The following is a 22,231-nucleotide window of genomic DNA, read 5'->3' as shown; positions in this document are numbered from 1 at the left end:
CGGGTTGCCCCTTCATGACCGACGTACTGCGTTACACCGCCTTCAGCACCGACCCCGCCGGCGGCAACCGGGCCGGCGTCGTCCTCGACGCCGCCGGCCTCTCCGACGAGCGGATGGCCGCCATCGCGGCCGACGTGGGCTACTCGGAGACCGCCTTCCTCACCCCGGGCCCCGCGGACGAGGCCGGCGCAGGCCGGTCGTTCACCGCCCGCTACTTCAGCCCCGCCGCCGAGGTCCCCTTCTGCGGCCACGCCACCGTCGCGACCGCCGTCGCGCTCGCCGAGCGGCTGGGCGCCGGCGACTTCGCGCTGCACACCCGCCCCGGCCGGGTCCCGGTGGCGGTGACCGAGGCGGACGGGGTGCTGAAGGCGACGCTCAGCAGCGTCGAGCCGCACGTCCGGGAGGCCGCGGACGCCGACGTCGCCGAGGCGCTGGCCGCGCTGCGCTGGTCCGCCGCCGAGCTGGACCCCGCGCTCCCCCCGCGCATCGCCTTCGCCGGCGCGCACCACCTCGTCCTCGCCGCCGCCACCCGTGCCCGGCTCGCCGACCTGGACTACGACTTCGACCGGCTGCGCGCCCTGATGGAGAAGCTGGACCTCACCACCGTCCAGCTCGTCTGGCGCGAGTCCCCCGCCGTCTTCCACGTCCGCGACCCGTTCCCCGTCGGCGGCGTCGTGGAGGATGCGGCCACCGGCGCGGCGGCGGCCGCCTTCGGCGCGTACGCCCGCGAACTCGGCCTCGCCGCCGGGCAGGACCGGCTCACCCTGCACCAGGGCCACGACATGGGCAGCCCCTCGCTGCTGGAGGTGGAGCTGCGCGCGGGCGATCCCCGGGTGCACGTGACGGGCGCGGCGGTCCGCCTCTGAGGCACGCCATGTGATCCACCTCACATTCGGGATTTCCTCCGCTCCGCTGTCGAAATCCGTCCCGCCCGCTCGACGCACGGGTGAGAGGCGCCCGAAGGGGGCGCCGGACGGTCGTTTCCGACAAGGAGCACACCTCATGGCCACCGACATCGCGACACGGGCCGGGCGGCGGGAGTGGATCGGGCTCGCGGTGCTCGCGCTGCCCGTCCTGCTCATCTCCATCGACGTCTTCGTCCTGCTGCTCGCCCTGCCCCACCTCAGCGCCGACCTCGGGGCGAGCAGCACCGAGCAGCTCTGGATCATGGACATCTACGGGTTCATGCTCTCCGGCTTCCTCGTCACGATGGGCACCCTCGGCGACCGCATCGGGCGCCGCCGCCTGCTGCTCACCGGCGCGGCGGCGTTCAGCGTCGCCTCCGTGGTCGCCGCGTACTCCACCAGCCCGGAGATGCTGATCGCCTCCCGCGCGCTGCTCGGCATCGCGGGGGCGACGCTGGCGCCGTCGACGCTGGCGCTGATCACCAACATGTTCCAGGACCCCCGGCAGCGGTCGGCGGCCATCGGCGTCTGGTTCATGTGCTTCATGGGCGGCGCGGCGATCGGCCCGCTGGTCGGCGGGACGATGCTGGAGCACTTCTGGTGGGGCTCGGCGTTCCTGCTCGGGGTGCCCGCGATGGTGCTGCTGCTGGTCCTGGGCCCGATCGTGCTGCCCGAGTACCGCGACACCAGGGCGGGCCGGCTGGACCTGGCGAGCGTGGCGCTGTCGCTGGCGGCGGTGCTGCCGCTGGTGTACGCGGTGAAGGAGCTGGCGAAGGACGGCTGGGCGCCGGTGCCGCTGGCGGCGCTCGCGGCGGGCGGGGCGTTCGGGACCGTCTTCGTACGCCGCCAGCAGCGGCTGGAGCACCCGCTGATGGACCTGCGGCTGTTCCGCAACCGGGCCTTCTGCACCGCCCTCGGCGGGATGTTCGCCGGCACGTTCCTGATGGGCGCACTGATGCTGTTCATCACGCAGTACCTGCAGATGGTGCAGGGGCTCACCCCGCTGAAGGCGGGCCTGTGGATGCTGCCCGCGGTGGTGGCCTCCGGGTTCAGCTTCGGCCTCGCCCCCGTCGCGGCCCGCTGCGTCCGCCCGGCCCGGCTCATCGGCGGCGGGCTCTGCGTCTCGGTCGTGGGCCTGCTGCTGCTCGTGATGGCCGACGTGTCCGGCGGACTGCCGTACGTCGTCACGGGGTTCGCGCTCATCAACCTGGGGGCGGGGCCGCTGGTGACCCTCGGCACCGACCTGGTCGTCAGCTCCGCGCCGCCGGAGAAGGCGGGCTCGGCGGCGGCGATGAACGAGACCAGCGGCGAGTTCGGCTACGCGCTGGGTATCGCGACCCTGGGCAGCATCGGCACGATCGTCTACCGCGGGCAGATGGAGGACGGCGTGCCGCCCGGTACCCCGGGCCCGGCGGCGGACGCCGCCCGGGAGGGCATCACCGGCGCGGCCACCGCGGCGGCGGACCTGCCGGCGCGGACGGCGGAGGCGCTGCTGACGCCGGCGCGGGAGGCGTACGTGAGCGGGATGCACGTGGCGGCGATCATCGCGGCGGTGCTGCTGGCGGGGGTGGCGGTCCTGGCCGTACGCCTGCTGAACCACGTCCCGCCCACGGGCCCGGCGCCGCAGGAGGACCAGCAGGTGACGGACGCCGCCGGACCGGACGCCGCAGGTGCCGGCGACGGCACGGCACCCGCCCGGGAGCCGGCACGCGGCTGAGTGCGGCCCCGGCCGCGTAATCCGTAATCCGTCACCCGTCGAACCACCCCCGGGGTGGGCGGACTTCCCGCCCGCCCCGGACCGCTGTCCGGGGCGGCACCGGCGCCCATGCCTCAGCCGCCCCGCGGCCGGGCCGCCTCGCGCAGCGCCATCCGCGCCGCGACCGTACCCCCGTTCAGCGTCTCCCAGAACGGGTGGATCGATATCTCGATGGACAGGTCGCGGAACCTCTTCCGCAGCACCGTCTCCTGCCGGTCCAGCTCGGGCGTCCACCCGCTGCCGGCCCGGTGCTCGACGCCCGCGCTGTCCGTATACGGGCGCAGCGGGAACTCCTCCAACCGCTGCGCGACGGCGAACCACTCCCGCTTCGCCCGCAGCAACTCCTCCGGAAACTCGTAGTCGCTCACGACTCGCTATCATACGTGTGTTCGATTTTAGAAGCGAGCCGCCACGCGCGACACGGGTGCATAGGATCGCCGGTATGGCTCTGCGACCCGTCCAGGTGAACATCAAGGCCGTCGACCACGCGGCGGTCGGCCGGTTCTGGGCGGAGGCGCTCGGCCGGCAGGTGTACGCATCCGGCGCCACCACCTACGTCGGCCCCGGCGGCGGCCTCCGGTGGCCGCACCCTGTCGCCCTGGGCATCGACGTCGTGCCCGTACCGGAGCCCAAGACGGCGGCGAAGAACCGCGTGCACCTCGACCTCGCCACCACCTCGGCGGCCCACCAGGAGGAGCTGGTCGCCCGCCTCCGCGCGCTCGGCGCGACCCCCGTGGACGTCGGCCAGGCCGAGGTGCCGTGGACGGTGCTCGCCGACCCGGAGGGCAACGAGTTCTGCGTGCTGGAGCCGCGGGACGTCTACCGGGACACCGGGCCGATCGCCGCGGTGGTGGTCGACTGCGCGGACCCGCGGGCCATGGCCCGCTTCTGGGGCGAGGCGACGGACTGGACGGTGCACGAGGTGAGCGACGGGCACGGGGTGCTGCGCGCGGCCGCGGGCACGGGCCCGTACCTCGAACTCCTCCGCGTCCCCCACCCGAAGACCGCCCCCGACCGGGTCCACCTCGACCTGCTGCCGTACCCCGGCCACGACAAGGAGGCGGAGGTGGCCCGGCTGCGCACCCTCGGCGCCCGCGACCTCGACGTCGGCCAGGGCGACGCCCCGTGGACCTGCCTCACCGACCCGGAGGACCACGAGTTCTGCGTCCTCGCCCTGCCGTGACGCGCCCGGCGGACGAACCCGGCGACCGCTCGGGCGCCACCCGCTCCGAGATGTCCGGAACCGCGGGCGCCGTGATCCAGGCCCGCGACATCAGCGGCGGCCTGCACGTCCACCACGCCGGCACCCGCCCCCCGGACCCCGACGTTCCGGTCCCCCGCCAACTGCCGGCCGCACCCCGCGACTTCACCGGCCGGGCCACGGAGCTGCACGACCTGGACGGCATACTCGCCGGGGCGGAGGGGGCGCCGGCCCTGGTCGTCGTCACCGGGACGGCCGGGGTGGGCAAGACCTCCCTCGCGCTGACCTGGGCCCACCGGATCGCCGCGCGCTTCCCCGACGGGCAGTTGCACGTCAACCTCCGCGGCTACGACCCCGGCCGGCCGCTGCTGCCCGGCGAGGCGCTGCACCGGATGCTCACGGCGCTCGGCGTCCCGGCCCCGGCGATCCCCGCAGAACCGGACGCCGCGGGGGCCCTGTACCGCTCCCACCTCGCCGGCCGCCGGGTGCTGACCGTGCTGGACAACGCGGCCTCCGCCGCCCAGGTCCGCCCCCTGCTCTCCGCAGGCCCCGGCTGCCTCACGCTCGTCACCAGCCGCCGCCACCTCGGCGGCCTGGCCGTACGCGACGGCGCCCGCCAACTCCCGCTGCGGCCCCTGCCGGAGCCCGACGCGGTCGCGCTGCTGCGCGCCACCACGGCGGGGCGCCGCGCCGAGGACGACGCACCCGAACTGACGGAGCTGGCGCGGCTCTGCGCCCGGCTCCCGCTCGCCCTGCGGGTCGCGGCGGAGCGGGCGGTCAGCCGTCCGCACCTGAGCCTGGGCGATCTGCTGGACGGCTTGCGGGACGGGTCGTCGCTGTGGGAAACCCTCAGCATGGGAGACGACGAGGAGGAGGACGGGGTGCGCGCGGTCTTCGCCTGGTCCTATCAGGCGCTGCCGGAGGCGGAAGCCCGGCTGTTCCGGCTCCTCGGCCTGAACCCCGGGCCGGACTTCAGCCTCGCGGCGGCCGCCGCGCTGGCCGCCGGCTCGCCGCGCGAGACCCGGCGGCTGCTCGACGCGCTCGTCGGCGTCCATCTGCTGGAGCAGACCGCCCCCGACCGGTTCGAACTCCACGACCTGCTGCGCGCGTACGCCGCCGACCGGGCGCACGCCGAGATGTCCCCGGCCGAACGGGACACAGCGCTCAGGCGCGTACTGACCTGGTATCTGCTGACCGCCGAATCAGCGCGCGGGTGGGTCCGCACCGACGGGATCGAGCTGCCTCTCCCCCCGCCCGAGGACGGCGCCGCCCCCCTGTCCTTCACGGACTACGACGCGGCCGTGGACTGGACGGAACGCGAGCGCGTCAACGTCCACGCCGCCACCCGGGCCGCCGCCAAGGCGGAACTCCACGCCCTCGCCTGGCAGCTCCCGGTCGTGCAGTGGCGCGGCTCGATGCGCGCCGCGCCCCTCGCCGAGTGGTCCGAGACGGCCCGCATCGGACTGGCGGCGAGCCGCGCCCTGCGCGACCGGCACGCCGAGGCGTGGGTGCTGCGGTGCCTGGGCGAGGCGCACCGACGCGCCAACCGCCTCGCGGAGGCCGAGGAGTGCCACCGCCAAGTCCTCGTACTCCGGCGCGAGCTGGGGGACCGGAAGGACGTGGCCGCCGCGCTGAACTCGCTGGGTCTCGTCTTCCTCACCCGCAGGCGGCTCGACGCCGCCGTCACCCACTTCGCACAGGCGCTGGACGCCTACCGGGAGCTGGACCTGCCCCGATGGGTGGCCGTCGAGCTGGCCAACCTCGCCGCCGCGCACTACGACGCGGGGGACCTCACCCCGGCGGACGACTACGCGCACCGGGCGCTCGCCGCCTACCGGGACCTGGGTGACGAACTCGGCCAGGGCAGCGTGCTGCGCACCCTGAGCGGCATCCAGCGCGAGCGCGGTGAGCCGGCCGCGGCCCTGGAGTCGGCGCGGCGCGCCGTGGAAATCGCCGTACGGCGCCGCAAGTCGACGTCGGAAGGGCTGCGGCTGCTGGTCCTGGGTGCCGCGCAGCAGGCCAATGGGCTGTTCGACGAGGCCCTTTCCACCTACGACCGGGCGGCCGCCCTGCACCGCCGCATCGGCGACGGCGGCCGGGAGGCGCTCGCCTGGCACGGGACCGGTGAGACCTTCCGGGCGCTCGCCCGCGCTGACGAGGCCGCCGCCTGCCACCGCCGGGCCGCCGCCCGCTTTCACGAACTCGGCGACCCCTGGCACGAGGCCGTCGCGCTCGACGGCCTCGCCTCGGCGGTGCGAGCGGGCGATCCGGACGGGGCGCGCGGCCACTGGGAGACGGCCCTCGCCCTGCTCTCCGGCTACGGCGATCAGCGAACGGCCGCGCTCCGCGACGGCATCACCGCACGGCTCGGGTCCGCGGGCTGAGCGGCGCCGGGGTCCTGCCGGGCGCGGGCAACGGGCTTGCGTAAGGGGCTCGTTCCAGGTGGCCTGCCCCTTACGGCAATGCGGCGCCCCCTTCTTACGGCACCAGCACCAGCCGCCCCCGTATCCCGCCCTCCGCCAGCCGGGCGTGCGCCTTCGGGGCGTCGGCCAGGTCGTACGTCTCGGCCACCCGGAGCGTCAGCACGCCGTCGTCGACGAGCCGGGCCAGCTCCGCAAGCCGCGTGCCGTCGGCGCGGACGTCGAGGGCCGCGGTGCGGATGCCGCGGACCGGGGGCGGTGCGGTGTTCGGGATGACCGCCGCGAACGCGCCGCCGTCGCGGGTCCAGGGCAGGGCCTGTTCGCCGCCGAGCACCGCCGCGTCCAGCACGGCGTCGTAGCCGGCGGCGGCCGGGGCCGTCGTGAACGCCGCGCCGAGGCCGCGGACCAGTTCCTCGTCCGACTCCCGGGCCAGCCCCGTCACCGTGACGCCGCGGGCGGCGGCGAGCTGGATCGCGTACCCGCCCAGCGACCCGGCCGCGCCCGTCACCAGCAGCGAGGTGCCCGGCGCGGGGTCCAGCAGGCCCAGTGCCTGGTCGGCGGCGAGCGCGTTGAGCGGCAGCGTCGCGGCGTGTACGGCATCCACCGTCGCCGGCGCCGGCGCCACCGCCGTGCCGTCCACGACCACGTACTCGGCGTGCGAGCCCAGCGGCTTCGCCACCCCGTGCACCAGCGCCACCACCGCCTCGCCCGCGGCGAATCCGGCGCCCGCGACGTCCACCGTCCCCGCGACGTCCCAGCCGAGCCCCGTGTACGCGCCGCCCGGCGCGGCGCCGAAGACCCCGGCGCGCGTCCCGCCGTCCACGGGGTTGACCGCCGCCGCGGCCACCTTGATCCGCACCTTCCCCGCGCCCGGCTCGGGCACCTCCACGTCGGCGATCGCCACGGCCTCGGGGCCGCCGAACTCCGTCACCACTGCAGCACGCATGACCTGTCTCTCCCTGATCGGTATCGGGCTCCGCTGCCGCAACCCTAGGAAGAGTTGGTATCTTTCAGTAAGTAGTTACCTGGAAGTGCCTAGGCCACCCGGAGGAGAGCCATGGCGACCACGACGGCGGCCCAGCGGCGCGAGCAGGAGCGCTTCGCGTACGACGCGTTCATGCGCGACTGCCCCACCAACCAGCTCCTCGGCCGCCTCAGCGACAAGTGGGTCAGCCTCGTCGTCGCCGCCCTCTCCGGCGGCCCGCGGCGCTACAGCGACCTGCGCCGGAAGATCGCCGGCGTCAGCCCGAAGATGCTCACCCAGACGCTGCGCACCCTGGAGCGCGACGGCATCCTCACCCGCGCCGTCACGCCCTCCGTCCCGGTGCGCGTCGACTACGAGCTGACGGCGCTCGGCCGCAGCCTCGCCGGGCTCCTCACCGCCGTGAAGGACTGGGCGGAGGAGCACATCGAGGAGGTGCACGCGGCCCGCGCGCGCTACGAGCAGCAGGAGGCGGGGACGGCGGCAGCGGCGGGGGCCGTGCCGGAGGTCTGAGGGCTCACGCGTACGCCTCCGGGTCGCGGACGCACTCCCGTACCGCCGCCAGGAAGTCCGCCACCTGCGGGCTCGTCCGCGCCCGCGGCCAGGCCACCGCGATCCGCAGCGGCTCGATGTCGCGCACCGGCCGCCAGACCAACTCGGGGTGCGTGTAGTACGTGGTCATCGACTCCGCGGCGAAGCACACCGCCCCGCCCGCCGCGACCTGCTCCAGCATCTCCTCGACGTTGTCGTTCTCCGGCCCCCACACCGGCTCGGAGCCGTCGGGGCGCGGGTTGACCGCCCACCAGTCGACCCACGCCTTCGGCGCCCTGCGCGTCCACATCAGTTGCTGGTCGCCGAGGTCCGCGATGCCCACGTCCGGACGTGCGGCCAGCGCGTGCGCGCGCGGGAGGGCGACCCAGCGGCGCTCGGTGGCGACGGTGCGCGCGTGCAGCCCCGTCAAGTCGGCCGGCAGCCAGACGAACGCCACGTCGGCGAGGCCGCGGCGCAGGCCCTCGGCCTCGCCGCCCCAGTCGAACCGCTTCGGTTCCAGCACCGTTCCGGGCCGCTTCGCGGCGAAGGCCGCCCGCGCCCGTAGCCCCAGCGGCCCCGCGCCGGTGGCGACGAAGCCGAGCCGCAGCACGTCGCGGGCCGCCGCCGCGGCGGCACGGACCTCGCGTACGGCCGCCGCCCAGTCGCCGGTGACCCGGCGCGCCGCCGGCACCAGCGCCTCGCCGGCCGCCGTCAACCGCACCTCGCGCCCGGCGCGTTCGAACAGCTCGGCGCCCAGGTCCGCCTCCAGCCGGCGGATCTGCCTGCTCAGCGAGGGCTGGGTGACGTACAGCTCGCGCGCCGCGGCCGTGAAGCTCAACTGCGCGGCCACGGCGAGGAAGTAGCGCAGTACGCGCGTGTCCACGTCCGCCGCGGGGACGTCGGCGGCCGGCTGCTCATCCATGCCCGAAGCGTATGGGTGCAGGCATTGGACCGGCGCAGAACTCCGGTGTTTCGGTGGTTCCGACCGGAACACGGACCGGTACGGGCGGGGCCGCGCGGCCCCGCCCGTACCGCGGAGAGGAGCCCGCCCATGCCCGCACGCGAGACCGAAGACGCCCGGCCCGCCGCCGCACACCCCGACTCCGCACGCCCCGACGCCGAACACGCCGCCGGCCGGCCCGCGTCCAGACGCGCCCTGCTGAGGACCGGAGCCGCCGGCCTGACCGCGGGGCTGGCCGCGGGCGCCGCGGGGACCGGGACCGCGCGGGCCGCGGGCGGCGCGGAGAGCGCCGTGGACGGTGAGTTCGACGGCAAGGTGGTGCTCGTCACCGGCGCCACCTCCGGCATGGGGGAGGCCGCCGCCCGCGCGCTGGCGGGCCGCGGCGCGAAGGTCTTCTTCTGCGGCCGCCGGGACCGGCTCGGCCGCGAGATCGAGGCGGACATCCGCCGCGCGGGCGGCGAGGCCACGTACATGCGCGCGGACGTGCGCCACGAGGACCAGGTACGGGACTTCGTGCGCGGCTGCGTGCGGCGGTACGGGCGCGTCGACGTCGCGTACAACAACGCGGGCATCGAGAGCCCGCGCGCGGTGCGGCTGCACGAGCAGACGCTCGCGGACATGGAGGACGTGTGGCGCACCAACGCCGCCGGGACGTTCCTCTGCATGAAGTACGAGATCCCGCAGATGGTGGCGCAGGGCGGCGGGGTCGTCGTCAACACGGCGTCGATCTCGGCGGAGGTCGGCTTCGCGACCATCTCCCCGTACAACGCCAGCAAGCACGCGGTGGCGTCGCTGACCAAGGTGGCGGCGCTGGAGTACGCGCCCGAGGGGGTGCGCGTGACGGCGTTCGCCCCGGGGGCGGTGGACACCCCGATGCTGCGGCGGGCGGCGGAGGCGTTCGGCCTGACGTACGAGGAGATCGCGCGGGACTACCCGATCCGGCGCATCGTGCGGGCCGAGGAGATGGCCGCGGTGATGATGTGGCTCGGCTCGTCGGCCGCGGCGCCGGTCGTGGGCACGGACGTCGACGTCTCGGGCGGCTGGCTGACGGCCTGAGCCCGGCGCGGCGGGAACGGTTCCGCGGGCCGCGGCGTTGTCCGAACGAGCCGAGTCGCGGGAGGCGCGGGGATGAACATCGTTGCGGAGCTGTTCGCGCCCAGCCATGCCCACGCCCGGCGGGCGCGGGAGCGGATGGAGCTCGTCGTGGACGACGTGGGCTCGGGCGATCCGCACCGCGGGCCGATAGACCTCACCTCGGGCAAGGTCGTCATCGCCCTCGGGGAGGCGGCGAAGCCGGCGGAGGAGCCGGAGGACGCGGTGCCTTCCGACGCCGTACGCACCGACGCGGCACCCGCCGACGCCGTGCCCGCCGACGCCGCACCGGCCGACGCGATCCCGCCGCAGGACACCCCCACCCCCGCCGACACCCCCCGCGCGTAGCTGACCGAGAATCGCACGCATGACGAAGGTTCTCGTGGTGCAGAACGGCCGCGGCGGCGGCCCCCGCCGCTTCGGCGCGTGGCTGGAGCAGGACGGCGTCACCCTCGACGTCGTGCACGCCTACGCGGGCGCGCCCCTCCCCCGCCGCCTCGACCACGCCGCGATCCTGCCGCTCGGCGGGGGCCCCATGCCCGACGACGACGTGGCGATGCCGTGGCTGGCGGCGGTGCGCGAGCTGGTCGCCGAGGCGCTGGAGCGGGACGTCCCGGTCTTCGGCGTCTGCCAGGGCGGTCAGCTCCTCGCCCACGTCGCCGGCGGCCGGGTCACCGCCTCGCACGGCGAACCTGAGCTGGGCAGCACGCCGATCGCGCTGCGCCAGGAGGCCGCGGACGACGCGCTCTTCGCCGGGCTCCCGCCGCGGGTGACCGCCGTCCAGCGGCACGTCGACGCCATCACGGAGCTGCCGGCGGGCGCGGTGTGGCTGGCGGAGAGCGAGCGCTGCCCGCACCAGGCGTTCCGCTACGGCGCCCGGGCGTGGGGCGTGCAGTTCCACCCGGAGGCCGGCGCCGACCGCGTACACGCCTGGAGCGACGAGTCCATCCGCGCCCGCGGCTTCGACCCGGACCGGCTGCGTACCGAGGCGGACCGCGACGAGCAGGAGTCGGCGCGGGTCTGGCAGCAGGTGGCGCACCGCTTCGCGCAGGCGGTACGGGCCGAGGGCTGACCCGCCGCGGCAGGCGGGCGCCCCGCCCCGTACGGCCGGAGACAGCGCCCGCGCCCGGAGCCCGCCGTCCGGCGACCCACCCCGCCCCGGCATACCCGGCAAATCGGCCACCGCTTGCTACGTTGCCCGCATGACCACCGCCACCGACCCGGCCCAGGCCCTCCGCCCGCCGGGCCGTGCCCGGCGGCTGGCCACGCCGCCGCCCCCCGTGCCCCGCCCCCGCCGCCGCGGCGCCGAACTCGGGCTCCTGGTCTGCGCCGTCGGCGTCATCGCCTACGGCTACGCCAACGTCGGCTACGCCACCTCCGGCGCGCTCCCCGCCGACCTGGCCACCCACCTCGGCGGCCTCGCCGGGCTCGCCCTCGCCGCCCATCTCGTCGTCCGCTTCCGCGCCCCCCGCGCCGACCCCGTGCTGCTGCCGGTGGCGCTGCTGCTCAACGGCCTCGGCCTGGTCCTCATCCACCGCCTCGACCAGGACACCCCCGGCGACCGCGCCGCACCCACCCAACTCCTCTGGTCCACCGTGGGCGTCGTCCTCTTCGCCGCCGTCCTCCTCTTCCTCCGCGACCACCGCGACCTGCGCCCCCGCGCCGCGAAGTACGCGTTCACCGCCCTGTGCCTGATGGCCGCGCCGATCCTCTTCCCCGCCGTCAACGGCGCCAGGATCTGGATCCGGATCGGCGGTCTCTCCCTCCAGCCCAGCGAGTTCGCCAAGGTGCTGCTCGCGATCTTCTTCGCCTCCTACCTCGCCGCCAACCGCCACGCCCTCACCTTCACCAGCGGCCCGCGCATCCGCCGCCTGCTGCTGCCGCCGCGGCGCGTGCTCGGGCCGATCGTCGCGGTCTGGGGCATCAGCCTGGTGCTGCTGATCCTGGAGCGGGACATCGGCGCCTCGCTGCTGTTCTTCAGCCTCTTCGTGGCGATGCTGTACGTGGCCACCGGGCGGTTCGGCTGGCTGGCCGTCGGGCTGCTGCTGGCCGCGGCGGGGGCGGCGGCCGTCGGGGCGCTGGAGCCGCACGTGCACACGCGGGTGGAGGACTGGCTGTCGCCGTTCCGCGCCATCGAGGAGGGGCACGGTCCCGGGCAGTTGGCGCAGTCGCTGTTCGCGTTCGCGGCGGGCGGCGCGCTGGGCGCGGGGCTCGGGCAGGGGCACTCGCTGCTGATCGGCTTCGCCGGCAAGTCGGACTTCATCCTGGCCACCGCGGGCGAGGAGTTGGGGATCGCGGGGATGACCGCGCTGTTCCTGCTGTACGCCCTCTTCGTCGCCCGCGGCTACCGCACGGCGATCGCCATCGGCGAGCCGTTCGGCGCGCTGCTCGCCGCGGGCCTGGCGGCGATCATCACGCTGCAGGTGGTGGTGATCGCCGGCGGGGTGCTGGGGCTGATCCCGCTGACCGGGATGGTGACGCCGTTCCTGGCGCAGGGCGGGTCCTCGGTGGTGACGAACTGGGTGATCGTCGCGCTGCTCGTACGGCTCAGCGACGAGGCCCGTACGCCGCCGGAGGAGCGCCCGGCGCCGGAGGCCGCACCCGCGCGGCCGGAAGCAGAACCGGAACCCGCCGCCGCGACCGCGCCCGCCACCGTCCCCCTCGTCGTCCCCGTGGTCGACGGGGCGCGCCCCACGGACGGCACCCGGTGATCCGCAACACCCGCATCGCCGCCGCCTGCAGCCTGCTGCTCTTCCTCGGCCTCCTGGTCGGTGCCGCCCGCGTCCAGGTGCTCAACGCCCCCGAGTACGACGCCAACCCCGCCAACCGCCGGCACGCCCTGGAGCGCTACGCCCAGCCCCGCGGCGACATCTACGCCGCGGGCCGCCGCCTCACCGGCTCCGAGGACACCCGGCAGGGCCTGCGCTACGAGCGCTCGTACCCCGACGGCCGCCTCTACGCCCCCGTCACGGGCTTCGCCTCCCAGCTCTACGGCTCCACCCTCCTCGAAGACGCCGAGGACGGCGTCCTCACCGGCACCGACGGCCGGCTCGCCCCGCTGCCGCTCTGGGGCGACCTCACCCGCAGCCGCCAGCCCGGCGGCCAGGTGCACACCACCGTCGTACCGGCCGTGCAGAAGGCCGCGTTCCGCGGGCTGCGCGGCCGCAAGGGTGCCGTCGTCGCCCTCGAACCCGCCACCGGCCGCGTCCTCGCCCTCGTCAGCAGCCCCGGCTACGACCCCGCGCTGCTCTCCGGCAACTCCCCCGCCACCACGCTGGCCTGGAACCGCCTCACCGAGGACCCCGCCCAGCCGCTCCTCAACCGGGCGATCCGGCAGACGTATCCGCCCGGCTCCACGTTCAAGGTGATCACGGCGGTGGCGGCACTGGAGTCCGGCATCGTCACCGACATCGACGCGCCGACCCGCACCCCGAACCCGTACCGCCTCATCGGCAGCACCACGCTCCTGCGCAACGAGGCGAGCGGCTGCGCCGACGCGCCGCTGCGGGAGGCGTTCGCGGAGTCGTGCAACACGGTGTTCGCGAAGCTCGGCGCGACGGTCGGCACCCGGCAGATCGTGGAGACCGCGGAGGCGTTCGGCTTCAACGACGGCGGCCTCTCGATCCCCTCCCCCGTGCTGCCGAGCCACGTCAACACGCGGATGGACGCGGCGCAGGTCGCACTGTCGGCCATCGGGCAGTACGACACCAGGGCGACGCCGCTGCAGATGGCGCGGGTCGCGGCGACGATCGCCAACGGCGGCCGGTCGATGCGCCCGTACCTGGTGGACCGGCTCGCGGACGCCGGCGGGGAGACGGTGGCGCGGACCCGTCCGGCGTACGAGGAGACGGCGATGACCCCGGGGACGGCGGCGCTGCTGCGGCAGATGATGATCGACGCGGTCAGCAGCGGCACCGGCGGGCCGGCGGCGATCGACGGGCTGACGGTCGGCGGCAAGACGGGCACCGCGCAGCACGGGGTGGACAACTCCGAGAGCCCGTACGCCTGGTTCATCTCCTGGGCGCAGCGGCCGGGGACGGCGGTGCCGGGGGTGGCGGTGGCGGTGGTCGTGGAGGACGCGGAGGCGGACCGCGCGGACATCACCGGCGGCGGCAGCGCGGCGCCGGTCGCGCGCGGGGTGATGCGGGCGGCGCTGCGCTGAAGCGGGCGGCGCTGCGCTGAAGCGGGTCGGCGAAGCCCGGGACCTCTCCCCGGGCCCGCTTCTACGATGACCCGGGTGAAGGACATTCTGATCGGCATCGTCATCGGCCTGATCTTCCTGCTCGTCGGCGGCGCCGTCTTCTGGCTCCTGGCCTCCAGCAGTGAGAAGAACCGGGAGGAGTGCGAGCAGCAGGCCGAGCGCTCGAACGGCCGGGTCACGTGCATCGTCACCGTCGAGTGACGCCCGCGCCCGCGAGTTGGCGCCTTGCTCACCCGTCGGCCGAACGCGTCGGGGGCATTGACGGGCTTGCTGACAAGCTGTCTCATAAGAGGTGACCGCCGGTAACTCCCCCAGGAGACGCGATGACCACGACGACCGGGCCCCTCGCACTGACGGACGCGCTCGGCCCGCTCAAGGACCGCGAGAAGGTCGCGGAACGGCTCCTCGCGGCGTCGGAGAAGCACTCCTTCGACCCGGACAAGGAACTGGACTGGGACGCCCCGATCGACGAGGGCAAGTGGTTCTGGCCGCCCGAGCTGGTCTCCCTCTACGACACCCCCATGTGGCGGCGGATGTCCGAGGAGCAGCGGATGGAGCTGGCCCGGCTGGAGGCGGCGTCGCTGGCCTCGCTGGGCATCTGGTTCGAGATCATCCTCATGCAGTTGCTCGTCCGGCACATCTACGACAAGCCGGTCACGAGCAACCACGTGCGCTACGCGCTCACCGAGATAGCCGACGAGTGCCGGCACTCCATGATGTTCGCCCGGATGATCACCAAGGGCGGCGCGGAGCCGTACCCCGTCAGCCGCTTCCACCACAACCTCGCGCGCGTCCTCAAGACCGTCTCCACCACCCCCGGTTCCTTCACCGCGACCCTCCTCGGCGAGGAGATCCTCGACTGGATGCAGCGGCTGGTCTTCCCCGACCAGCGGGTCCAGACGCTGGTGCGCGGCGTGACCCGGATCCACGTCGTGGAGGAGGCGCGGCACGTCCGGTACGCGCGCGAGGAGCTGCGCCGGCAGATGCTCACCGCGCCCCGCTGGGAGCGGAACTTCACCCGGCTGACCTCCGGTGAGGCGGCCCGGGTGTTCTCCGTCTCCTTCGTCAACCCGCAGGTCTACACCGACGCGGGCCTGAACCGGGCGGAGGCGGTGGCGCAGGTCAAGGCCAGCCCGCACCGGCGCGAAGTCATGCAGACGGGCGCGAAGCGGCTGACGGACTTCCTCGACGGCATCGGGGTGCTCCAGGGCGTCGGGCGCAGGCTGTGGCGCAGTTCCGGCCTGCTGGCCTGAACGGGCCGGGGCCGCCGATGTCGGCCCGGCGGGCTACGCTGCCGGACATGAGCACTGCGTCCGACCGGGGAGCCCGCCCGGCCGCGCCCCCGCCGGCGGTCGCGTACCGCAGGCTGAGCGTCTCCCAGCGCCGCAGCCAGTTGCTCGCCGCCGCGCTCGGCCTCTTCGCCCACCGCGCCCCCGAGGACGTCTCGCTCGACGACGTCGCCGCCGCCGCGGAGGTCTCCCGCCCGCTGGTCTACCGCTACTTTCCCGGCGGCAAGCAGCAGCTCTACGAAGCCGCCCTGCGCAGCGCCGCCGACGAGCTGGAGCTGTGCTTCCGCCAGCCCCAGCAGGGCCCGCTCACCCGCCGCCTCACCCGCGCCCTCGACAGCTACCTCGGCTTCGTCGACGAGCACGACGCCGGCTTCAAGGCGCTCCTCCAGGGCGGCAGCGTCGTCCAGACCAGCCGCACCACCGCCATCGTGGACGAGGTCCGCCGCTCCGCCGCCGAGCAGATCCTGCTGCACATCGGCGTCCCCGAGCCGGGACACCGGCTGCTGACCATGATCCGCACATGGATCACGGCGGTCGAGGGCGCCTCGCTGATCTGGCTGGACGAGGGCAAGCAGCCGCCGCTGCCGGAGCTGCGCGGCTGGCTCGTGGACCACTTCATCGCCCTGCTGGTCGCCACCGCCGCGGGCGACGAGGAGTGCGGCCGGGTGCTGCGCCGGGCGCTGGAGCTGGAGACGGCCGAAGGACCCGCGGGCGACCTCGTACGCCGCATCGCGCCGTTCCTGCCCGACGCCGGCCATCTGCTCGGCGAGGACTGACCGCCGTGCGCACGGAGGACACCGCGTTCGTCGGCGGCCCGCTGGACGGCCGCACGCTCGCCGTGCACGTCGGCGCGACGGGCCGGCCGCCGAAGGTGTACGAGGTGCCGGTGCCCGACCCCGAGGGCGGCCCCCCGACCGTGCACGTCTACCGGCTGGAGCCGGCGAACCTCAGCCCGCGGCTGAAGCTGCCGCGGGGATGGGTGTACACGTACGACCCGGAGGGCGTACCCGAGCGGCGCAAGTGGCCCTGGTCGCGCTGACGGGCCGTCAATCCTCACGGGTGATGGTATTACTCGGTTTCGCCCAGTGCTGACGGGAATGCGGCGGTCGCGGGGGAAGCCTTGCGTACATGTCGCGAACCCGCCGCCCCGCCCTCACCGCCGCCTCCGCCGTCCTCCTCGCCACCGTGCTGGCCCTGCCCGCCGACGCGGCGCCCGTGCCGGACGTACCGGACGCGGCAGACGCGGCCGGCCCCGCTGATCCGGCCGACCCCGCCGACCAGGCTGACACCGCCTCGGATTCCGCGGAACCGGCGGCGGACGGCGCGGAACCGGCCGCCGACGCCCCGCTCGGCGAACTGCTCACCCGGCTCCAGACCCTCCACGGGCAGGCCGAGCGCGCCACCGAGGCGTACCACGCGACCGCCGAGGACCTGAAGGACGTCCGCGCCGAGACCGCCAAGCTCACCGGCGACCTCGCCGACACCCGCGCCGACCTGGCCACCGCGCGCCGCCGCGCCGGACTCCTCGCCCGCGCGCAGTACCGGGGCCCCGGGCTCGCCCCGTACCTCCAGCTCCTCGTCGCCCGCGACACCGAGACCGCGCTCGACCGCAAGCAGGTCATCAGCCGCGCCATCGGCAACCAGGCCGCCGTCGTGACCCGGCTGGAGTCCGGCGCCAAGCGGCTCGGCGCGCTGACCGCCTCCTCGCGGGAGGCCCTCGACCGGCAGCGGGAGCTGGCGGGCGAACGCAAGCGGCGCCGGGACCGGGTGGACGACCGGCTGACGGAGGTGGCCGACACACTCGCGGAGCTGACGCCCGCGAAGCTGGCGGCGCTCGACCGGCTGGAGGTACGGGGAGCGGAGGAGGACCGGCGCGAACTCATGGCCCCGGACGGGGAGGATGGCGGCGGCACGGACGCGGTGGCGGACGGCAAGCCGGGCGGGGCCCGCCCGGGAGCTTCCGGCGGTACGGACAAGGCGCGGCAGCCGGGCGCGTGGGGCACGGCGGAGCGGGAGCCGTCGCGCGCCGGGCGGCGGGCCGTCTCGTGCGCCCTCGACCAGGTCGGCAAGCCGTACCGCGCGGGCGCCGGCGGGCCGCGGGCCTACGACTCCTCCGGGCTCACCCAGCGGGCGTGGCGCGAGGCGGGCGTCCGCATCCCGCGTACCGCGCGGGGGCAGTGGCGGGAGCTGCGCCGGGTGCCGCTCACCGCGATGCGGCCCGGGGACATCGTGGTGTACCACCGCGACGCCTCGCACGTCGCGCTCTACCTGGGGCACGGCCGGGTGGTGGAGGCACCGCGCACGGGCCAGCGGGTACGGGTCGTCCCCGTCACCATCCGCCCCCTGCGCGGCGCGGTACGCCCCGGCTGACTTCGGCGTGCTCAGCCGGTCAGCTCGCCGCGCAGCCCCGGGGTGAGGACGTGGCCGACCCGGCCGACGAACAACTCCATGTGGTACGCGGCCACGCTCAGGTCGCAGTCCGGCTCCGTCAGCACGCCGAGCAGCGAGCCGTCCCCGGCCTGCATCACCACCATGCAGCCGTCCTCCATCGCCACCATCGTCTGCTTCACCCTGCCGCCGTCCATGACGTCCGCGGCCCCGTTGGTGAGCCCGCCGATGCCGGAGACCACGGTGGCCAGTTGCTCCCCGGCCGACGCGGACTGCGGCGGGGCGGCGAGCAGGAGGAGCCCGTCGACGGAGACGACGACCGCGGACCGTACGCCGGGCACTTCCGCGGTGAAGTTGTCGAGCATCCACCGCAGGTTGCTGATGGTGTCCCAGTGGTCCTGTGTGCTGTTCACGTACTGGCTCCCTGCTCCTTCGCGTCCCATGTCGCGGCCTCCGCGGCGGCGGCCCGCCGCCCGTCCCGAGACCCCTGCTGCAACCCCCCGAGCAACCGCCGCACCTCCCGCGCGTCCACGCCCCGCCGCTCGGCCTGCGCGGGCACGGCGACCACCGCCCGCACCGCTGCCGCGGGCCACCCGCCGGCGGACTCGGCGCCGCGCTGCGGGGCGACGGCACGGGCCGGCGGAGCACCGGCTGCCAGACCGGGGGCGGCGGCCCGCCCCGCCGGTACGGGGCTGAGCGCCGCGGGGCCGGTGGCGGCGGGACCGGCGGTCGCGGCGCCGGAGGCGGGGTGGAGGACCGTCGGGTGTTCGGCCGCCGGGTGGCCGGCGGCCGGGTGCTCGAACGCCGGGCGGCCGGGGGCGGCGTGGCCGGTCGCCATGTGCTCGGTGAGCGGGTGGCCGGCGATTGCGGCGACGGGCGCCGGTTGACCGGCCGCCGCGTGGGCGGGCACTGGTTGACCAGGCACCGCGTGGGCAGGGGCCGTACCGTGCACCGCTGCACCCGCGGTTGCCCCGGCGGTTGCCCCGGCGGTTGCCCCGGCGGTTGCCCCGGCGGTTGCCCCGGCGGTTGCCCCGGCGGCGGCGGGCACGGGGGCGCCCGTCGCCGTACCGTGCCGCAGCGGCGCCGCCGCGCCCCCGGAGACCGTGCTGCCGGGCTGGCGCCGCGGCAGCATCCCCGCCTCGGCGCGCACCCATCCGCCGGTCCGCGGTGCGACGGCGGGCCGGGCCGACGCGAACGGCGGTGTTGCCGGCCGTACGCCGCCGTCGGGCGGCGGGCCGGAGCGCTGCGGCCCGACCCGTACGGGCGCCGCACCCCCGTCCCGTACGCCCAGGGCGCCCGCGTCCGTTCGCGGACCCGGCTCCGGCTCGGCGCCGCGCGCTGCCGCCGCGCTCTCCCGCCCGCCGCCGCCCGCCGCGGGCACCGGCACGGCACGCCCCGCACCACCGGCCGCCGCAGCGCCACCGCCACCGCCACCCGCACCAACGCCGCCGGTAACGTCCACCGCCCCGGCCGCGCCACCGACCGACCCGGCGCCGCCACCACCGACCGCACCGACTCCCGCGATCCCTGCGGCACCACCGCCCGACCCGGCACCGCCACCCCCTGCTCCCACTCCCGCGAGCCGCGCGGCACCGCCACCACCTGCCGCGCCGGAGGCTCCCGCGATCCCCGCGCCGCCGTCCGTACCGTCCACCGCGCCGCCCACCAACAGCCGCCCCGGCAGCCGGACCTCCGCGTCCACCCCCCGGTCCCGCAGCCGCAGCTCCACGCCGACCCCGTGCCGCGCCGCCAGCCGCGCGACCACGTACAGCCCCAGCCCCAGCGCCTCCCGCGGCGCCGGGCCCGGGTCGGTGTCGGCGAGCCGGGCGTTGAGGTCGTCGGCCCGGGCCGCCGGGCTGATGCCGATGCCCTCGTCCCGTACGACGAGCAGCAGGTCGCCCGTCCCCAGCAGCCGCCCGGTCAGCAGCACTTCGGACTCCGGCGGGGAGCACGAGGTGGCGTTCTCCAGCAGCTCCGCCAGCAGGTGGCTCGCGTCGCCGGAAGCGAAGCCCGTGACGTACACCTGCGGCACGTCCGGGGAGAGCACCACCCGCTGGTACGACTCGATCTCGCCGACCGCCGCGCGCAGCACGTCGATCAGCGGGACGTTCGCGCGCCGCGTGCCGCGCTGGTCGGCGCCCGCGAGCACGAGCAGGTTCTCGCTGTGCCGGCGCATGCAGGCCGCGAGGTGGTCGAGCCGGAAGAGGGTCTCCAGCGCGCCGGGCTCCTGCTCGTGCGCCTCCAGCTCGTCGATGAACGACAGTTGGCGCTCGACCAGCCCCAGCGTGCGGCGCGACAGCCCGACGAACGTGCCCTGGACGCTGGCCTGGAGCCCGCCGATGCGCTCCGCGAGCGCCGCCCGCTCGCGCAGCAGCGAGTCGCGCTCGACGACGTGGTTCTCCTTGGCGGCCGCCAGCTCCGCGCGTACGGCGGCGAGTTCCGCCTCCTTCTCCGCGGCGTCCTCGCCCGTGTCGCCGCCGTCGGCGGCGCGCACGCCGCGCGCCGCGTACACGACGACGCCCACCGCCAGCACCGCGCACAACGCCAGCAGCACGCCGTGCACTTGCAGCGCGCTCGCCGCCTGCGCCCGCTCCTCCGGGTCCGCGCCGCTGACGCCGCGGAGCGCGCCGACCAGGCCGGGCGCGCCCGCCGCGAGCACCGCGGCGCCGACGACGAGGTACGCCGCCTTGGCGCGCGGCGAGGTGCACGGCGCGGGGTGTGCACCGCGACGGTGTCCGGCGCCCCTGCCCTCCTGCCGATCCGGCTGCACGGGGGTCCGCAATGGCCCTCCTTCGACTCTTTGTCCCGCGGCGCCATGTCCCTGCATTTCGGACTGTTGGTGACTGAGTCCGTTTGTGCCTCGGCCCGCGGGTCGACCTTGGCAGCAGGTGTCCTATGCAGGCGGACTTTGCCCCGGTGCTCACTCGAACGAGCGAACATGTTTTGCGAGGGCGCCGCCGGATCGTCCGCTGGGCGTCACGGGCCGCGCGGCCCGTACAGGCAGACTGGGATCATGCGCATCGAACTGGCCAGCGACCCCGCCGCACCCCCCGCCCCGAACGAGGACTACGCCGCCGTGGCCCTGCCCGCCTCCGGCGCCGGCGGGGCGGTGGTGGTGCTGGACGGCGTGACGCCGCCGCGGGACGGGGACACCGGCTGCGTCCACGGGGTGCCGTGGTTCGCGGCGCGGCTCGGCGGCGCGTTCCTGGAGCTGGCGGGGACCCGGGAGACGCCGCTCGCGGACTGCCTGGCGGCGGCCATCCGCCGCACCGCCGCGGCCCACGGCCCGGCCTGCGACCTGACCCACCGGCGGACGCCGCAGGCCACGGTGGCGGCGGCGCGGTGGGACAGCGGGACGGTGGAGCACCTGGTGCTGTGCGACGCGGCGCTGCTGCTGGAAGGGCCGGACGGGGCGGTGCGACCGGTGCTCGACCTGCGGCTGTCGCAGTTGCCGCGCGGTCGTCCCGCGGAGGAGATGCGTAACGTCGAGGGCGGTTTCTTCACCGCCGCCGCCGACCCGGAGGTCGCCGCGCGGGCGGTGGTGGGCAGCGTGCCGCGTACGGAGGTGACGGCGCTGGCGGCGCTGACGGACGGGGTGACGCGCTGGACCGAGGTGTTCGGCTTCGGCGACTGGACGGCGCTGCTCCAGCGGGTGCGGAAGGCGGGGCCGCAGGGGGTAGTGGCGGAGGTGCGGGCGGCGGAGGCGGCGGACGCGGATCGCAGCCGGTACCGCAGGGGGAAGGTGCACGACGACGCGTCGGCGGTGCTGGTGGAGCTGTGACGACTGACGGCTGACAGGTAACGGCTGACAGATGACGGCCGATGCCAGACAGTAGGCATGTACATTGTGCACAAGTCAATCGCCCATAATTAACTTTGGAGCACCTCGACGGGTACGATGACGGTACGCGCAGAGAGAGGGGCCCGTATGGCGACCACCGACACCGCGGCCGAGGCGCCGGGGACCGAGGACGAGTTCCGCAAGCTGGACGAGTTCATGTGCTTCGCCCTGTACTCCGCGCAGCGCGCGGTCATGAACGCGTACCGCCCGCTGCTCGACAAGCTCGGCTTGACCTACCCGCAGTACCTGGTGCTGGTCGCGCTCTACGAGAACGGCCCGTCGCTGGTGAAGAGCCTCGGCGCCGCCCTGCACCTGGACTACGGGACGCTGACCCCGCTGCTGAAGCGGCTGGAGGCGAACGGCCTGGTGACGCGGCAGCGCCGCGCCGACGACGAGCGGCTGGTGGAGGTGTCGCTCACGCCGGAGGGCACGGAGCTGCGCCGGAAGGCGAACGTCGTGGTGCCGTCGCTGGACGAGGCGATGGGGCTGACGCCGGACGAGCAGGAGGAGGCGAAGGCGCTGCTGCGGAGGATGACGGCGAACCTGGCGGCACACTGCTGACGGGAGGGGCAGGAGCGCCAAGGCACCCGGGGCGACGTACGAAGCGGCCCGGGACGACCCACCACGCCGCCCGCGACGGCGCAAGAAGACAGCACCCCGAGAC

General features: G+C 75.5%; 22 protein-coding genes. 17 read left to right on the top strand and 5 right to left on the bottom strand.

All coding sequences use genetic code 11. The annotated features are described in order from the left end of the window. Nucleotides 1–14: 14 nt before the first annotated feature. Both OG946_RS26350 and OG946_RS26345 read left to right on the top strand, forming a co-directional pair. Nucleotides 15–866 (top strand): PhzF family phenazine biosynthesis isomerase, encoded by an 852-nt coding sequence (locus OG946_RS26350; protein ID WP_326798472.1) that lies wholly within the window; start codon nucleotides 15–17, stop codon nucleotides 864–866. Nucleotides 867–1,002: 136 nt separating this feature from the next. After that, complete coding sequence (locus OG946_RS26345) at nucleotides 1,003–2,622, top strand: MFS transporter (RefSeq protein ID WP_326798471.1); 1,620 nt, start codon at nucleotides 1,003–1,005, stop codon at nucleotides 2,620–2,622. A 113-nt stretch (nucleotides 2,623–2,735) separates the two neighbouring features. On the opposite strand, the gene OG946_RS26340 is transcribed toward OG946_RS26345, so the two are convergent. Beyond that, a complete protein-coding gene (locus OG946_RS26340; RefSeq protein WP_326798470.1) occupies nucleotides 2,736–3,029 on the bottom strand; it encodes a hypothetical protein in 294 nt (97 codons plus the stop codon). A 74-nt stretch (nucleotides 3,030–3,103) separates the two neighbouring features. Between OG946_RS26340 and OG946_RS26335 the strand changes: the two genes are divergently transcribed. Both OG946_RS26335 and OG946_RS26330 read left to right on the top strand, forming a co-directional pair. Continuing rightward, the gene (locus OG946_RS26335) at nucleotides 3,104–3,844 is read left to right on the top strand and encodes a VOC family protein (protein WP_326798469.1); all 741 of its coding nucleotides are present in this window, start codon (nucleotides 3,104–3,106) and stop codon (nucleotides 3,842–3,844) included. Nucleotides 3,845–3,894: 50 nt separating this feature from the next. Then, the gene (locus tag OG946_RS26330; RefSeq protein ID WP_326798468.1) at nucleotides 3,895–6,246 is read left to right on the top strand and encodes an ATP-binding protein; all 2,352 of its coding nucleotides are present in this window, start codon (nucleotides 3,895–3,897) and stop codon (nucleotides 6,244–6,246) included. 94 nt (nucleotides 6,247–6,340) lie between these two features. Here the strand turns inward: OG946_RS26330 and OG946_RS26325 are convergent, their stop codons facing one another. Beyond that, nucleotides 6,341–7,228, bottom strand: a complete 888-nt coding sequence (locus tag OG946_RS26325) for an NADP-dependent oxidoreductase (RefSeq protein WP_326798467.1) — start codon at nucleotides 7,226–7,228, stop codon at nucleotides 6,341–6,343. A 111-nt stretch (nucleotides 7,229–7,339) separates the two neighbouring features. Here OG946_RS26325 and OG946_RS26320 point away from each other — a divergent pair, with 111 nt between their 5' ends. Continuing rightward, the gene (locus OG946_RS26320; RefSeq protein WP_326798466.1) at nucleotides 7,340–7,777 is read left to right on the top strand and encodes a winged helix-turn-helix transcriptional regulator; all 438 of its coding nucleotides are present in this window, start codon (nucleotides 7,340–7,342) and stop codon (nucleotides 7,775–7,777) included. A gap of 4 nt (nucleotides 7,778–7,781) precedes the next feature. Here OG946_RS26320 and OG946_RS26315 read toward each other — a convergent pair whose 3' ends face one another. After that, nucleotides 7,782–8,717 (bottom strand): LysR family transcriptional regulator, encoded by a 936-nt coding sequence (locus OG946_RS26315; RefSeq protein ID WP_326798465.1) that lies wholly within the window; start codon nucleotides 8,715–8,717, stop codon nucleotides 7,782–7,784. A 129-nt stretch (nucleotides 8,718–8,846) separates the two neighbouring features. On the opposite strand from OG946_RS26315, the gene OG946_RS26310 reads away from it, so the two are divergent. The 10 genes from OG946_RS26310 to OG946_RS26265 all read left to right on the top strand — a co-directional run bounded on the left by OG946_RS26310 (nucleotide 8,847) and on the right by OG946_RS26265 (nucleotide 17,708). After that, complete coding sequence (locus OG946_RS26310; protein WP_326798464.1) at nucleotides 8,847–9,812, top strand: SDR family NAD(P)-dependent oxidoreductase; 966 nt, start codon at nucleotides 8,847–8,849, stop codon at nucleotides 9,810–9,812. Between the two features lie 72 nt (nucleotides 9,813–9,884). Next, a complete protein-coding gene (locus OG946_RS26305; protein WP_326798463.1) occupies nucleotides 9,885–10,196 on the top strand; it encodes a DUF6191 domain-containing protein in 312 nt (103 codons plus the stop codon). Between the two features lie 19 nt (nucleotides 10,197–10,215). Next, the gene (locus OG946_RS26300; protein ID WP_326798462.1) at nucleotides 10,216–10,920 is read left to right on the top strand and encodes a type 1 glutamine amidotransferase; all 705 of its coding nucleotides are present in this window, start codon (nucleotides 10,216–10,218) and stop codon (nucleotides 10,918–10,920) included. Between the two features lie 130 nt (nucleotides 10,921–11,050). Further along, nucleotides 11,051–12,559, top strand: a complete 1,509-nt coding sequence (locus tag OG946_RS26295) for an FtsW/RodA/SpoVE family cell cycle protein (RefSeq protein WP_326798461.1) — start codon at nucleotides 11,051–11,053, stop codon at nucleotides 12,557–12,559. Then, nucleotides 12,556–14,010: a penicillin-binding transpeptidase domain-containing protein gene (locus OG946_RS26290; RefSeq protein WP_326798460.1), complete on the top strand. Its 1,455-nt coding sequence runs from the start codon at nucleotides 12,556–12,558 to the stop codon at nucleotides 14,008–14,010. Before OG946_RS26295 ends, OG946_RS26290 begins: the two co-directional genes overlap by 4 nt. A gap of 75 nt (nucleotides 14,011–14,085) precedes the next feature. Then, a complete protein-coding gene (locus OG946_RS26285) occupies nucleotides 14,086–14,250 on the top strand; it encodes a hypothetical protein (protein ID WP_326800483.1) in 165 nt (54 codons plus the stop codon). 122 nt (nucleotides 14,251–14,372) lie between these two features. Further along, nucleotides 14,373–15,302, top strand: coding sequence for an AurF N-oxygenase family protein (locus OG946_RS26280; RefSeq protein WP_326798459.1), 930 nt, complete (start codon nucleotides 14,373–14,375; stop codon nucleotides 15,300–15,302). A 47-nt stretch (nucleotides 15,303–15,349) separates the two neighbouring features. After that, a complete protein-coding gene (locus OG946_RS26275) occupies nucleotides 15,350–16,114 on the top strand; it encodes a TetR/AcrR family transcriptional regulator (RefSeq protein ID WP_047018022.1) in 765 nt (254 codons plus the stop codon). Between the two features lie 5 nt (nucleotides 16,115–16,119). Further along, nucleotides 16,120–16,377: a hypothetical protein gene (locus tag OG946_RS26270; protein ID WP_101421618.1), complete on the top strand. Its 258-nt coding sequence runs from the start codon at nucleotides 16,120–16,122 to the stop codon at nucleotides 16,375–16,377. A gap of 89 nt (nucleotides 16,378–16,466) precedes the next feature. Then, a complete protein-coding gene (locus tag OG946_RS26265; protein WP_326798458.1) occupies nucleotides 16,467–17,708 on the top strand; it encodes a C40 family peptidase in 1,242 nt (413 codons plus the stop codon). Nucleotides 17,709–17,719: 11 nt separating this feature from the next. Here OG946_RS26265 and OG946_RS26260 read toward each other — a convergent pair whose 3' ends face one another. After that, the gene (locus OG946_RS26260; protein WP_326798457.1) at nucleotides 17,720–18,139 is read right to left on the bottom strand and encodes a roadblock/LC7 domain-containing protein; all 420 of its coding nucleotides are present in this window, start codon (nucleotides 18,137–18,139) and stop codon (nucleotides 17,720–17,722) included. Next, complete coding sequence (locus tag OG946_RS26255; protein ID WP_326798456.1) at nucleotides 18,136–20,508, bottom strand: sensor histidine kinase; 2,373 nt, start codon at nucleotides 20,506–20,508, stop codon at nucleotides 18,136–18,138. The genes OG946_RS26260 and OG946_RS26255 overlap by 4 nt, the downstream gene beginning before the upstream one ends. A 231-nt stretch (nucleotides 20,509–20,739) precedes the next feature. Here OG946_RS26255 and OG946_RS26250 point away from each other — a divergent pair, with 231 nt between their 5' ends. Both OG946_RS26250 and OG946_RS26245 read left to right on the top strand, forming a co-directional pair. After that, on the top strand, nucleotides 20,740–21,507 hold the full coding sequence (locus tag OG946_RS26250) for a protein phosphatase 2C domain-containing protein (protein ID WP_326798455.1): 768 nt from the start codon (nucleotides 20,740–20,742) through the stop codon (nucleotides 21,505–21,507). A 147-nt stretch (nucleotides 21,508–21,654) separates the two neighbouring features. Then, nucleotides 21,655–22,128: a MarR family winged helix-turn-helix transcriptional regulator gene (locus tag OG946_RS26245; protein ID WP_326798454.1), complete on the top strand. Its 474-nt coding sequence runs from the start codon at nucleotides 21,655–21,657 to the stop codon at nucleotides 22,126–22,128. Nucleotides 22,129–22,231: the final 103 nt, after the last annotated feature.

This window comes from Streptomyces sp. NBC_01808 (genome assembly GCF_035917395.1).
Taxonomy (GTDB): Bacteria; Actinomycetota; Actinomycetes; order Streptomycetales; family Streptomycetaceae; genus Streptomyces.
This window is presented reverse-complemented; position numbering and strand designations above follow the sequence as displayed.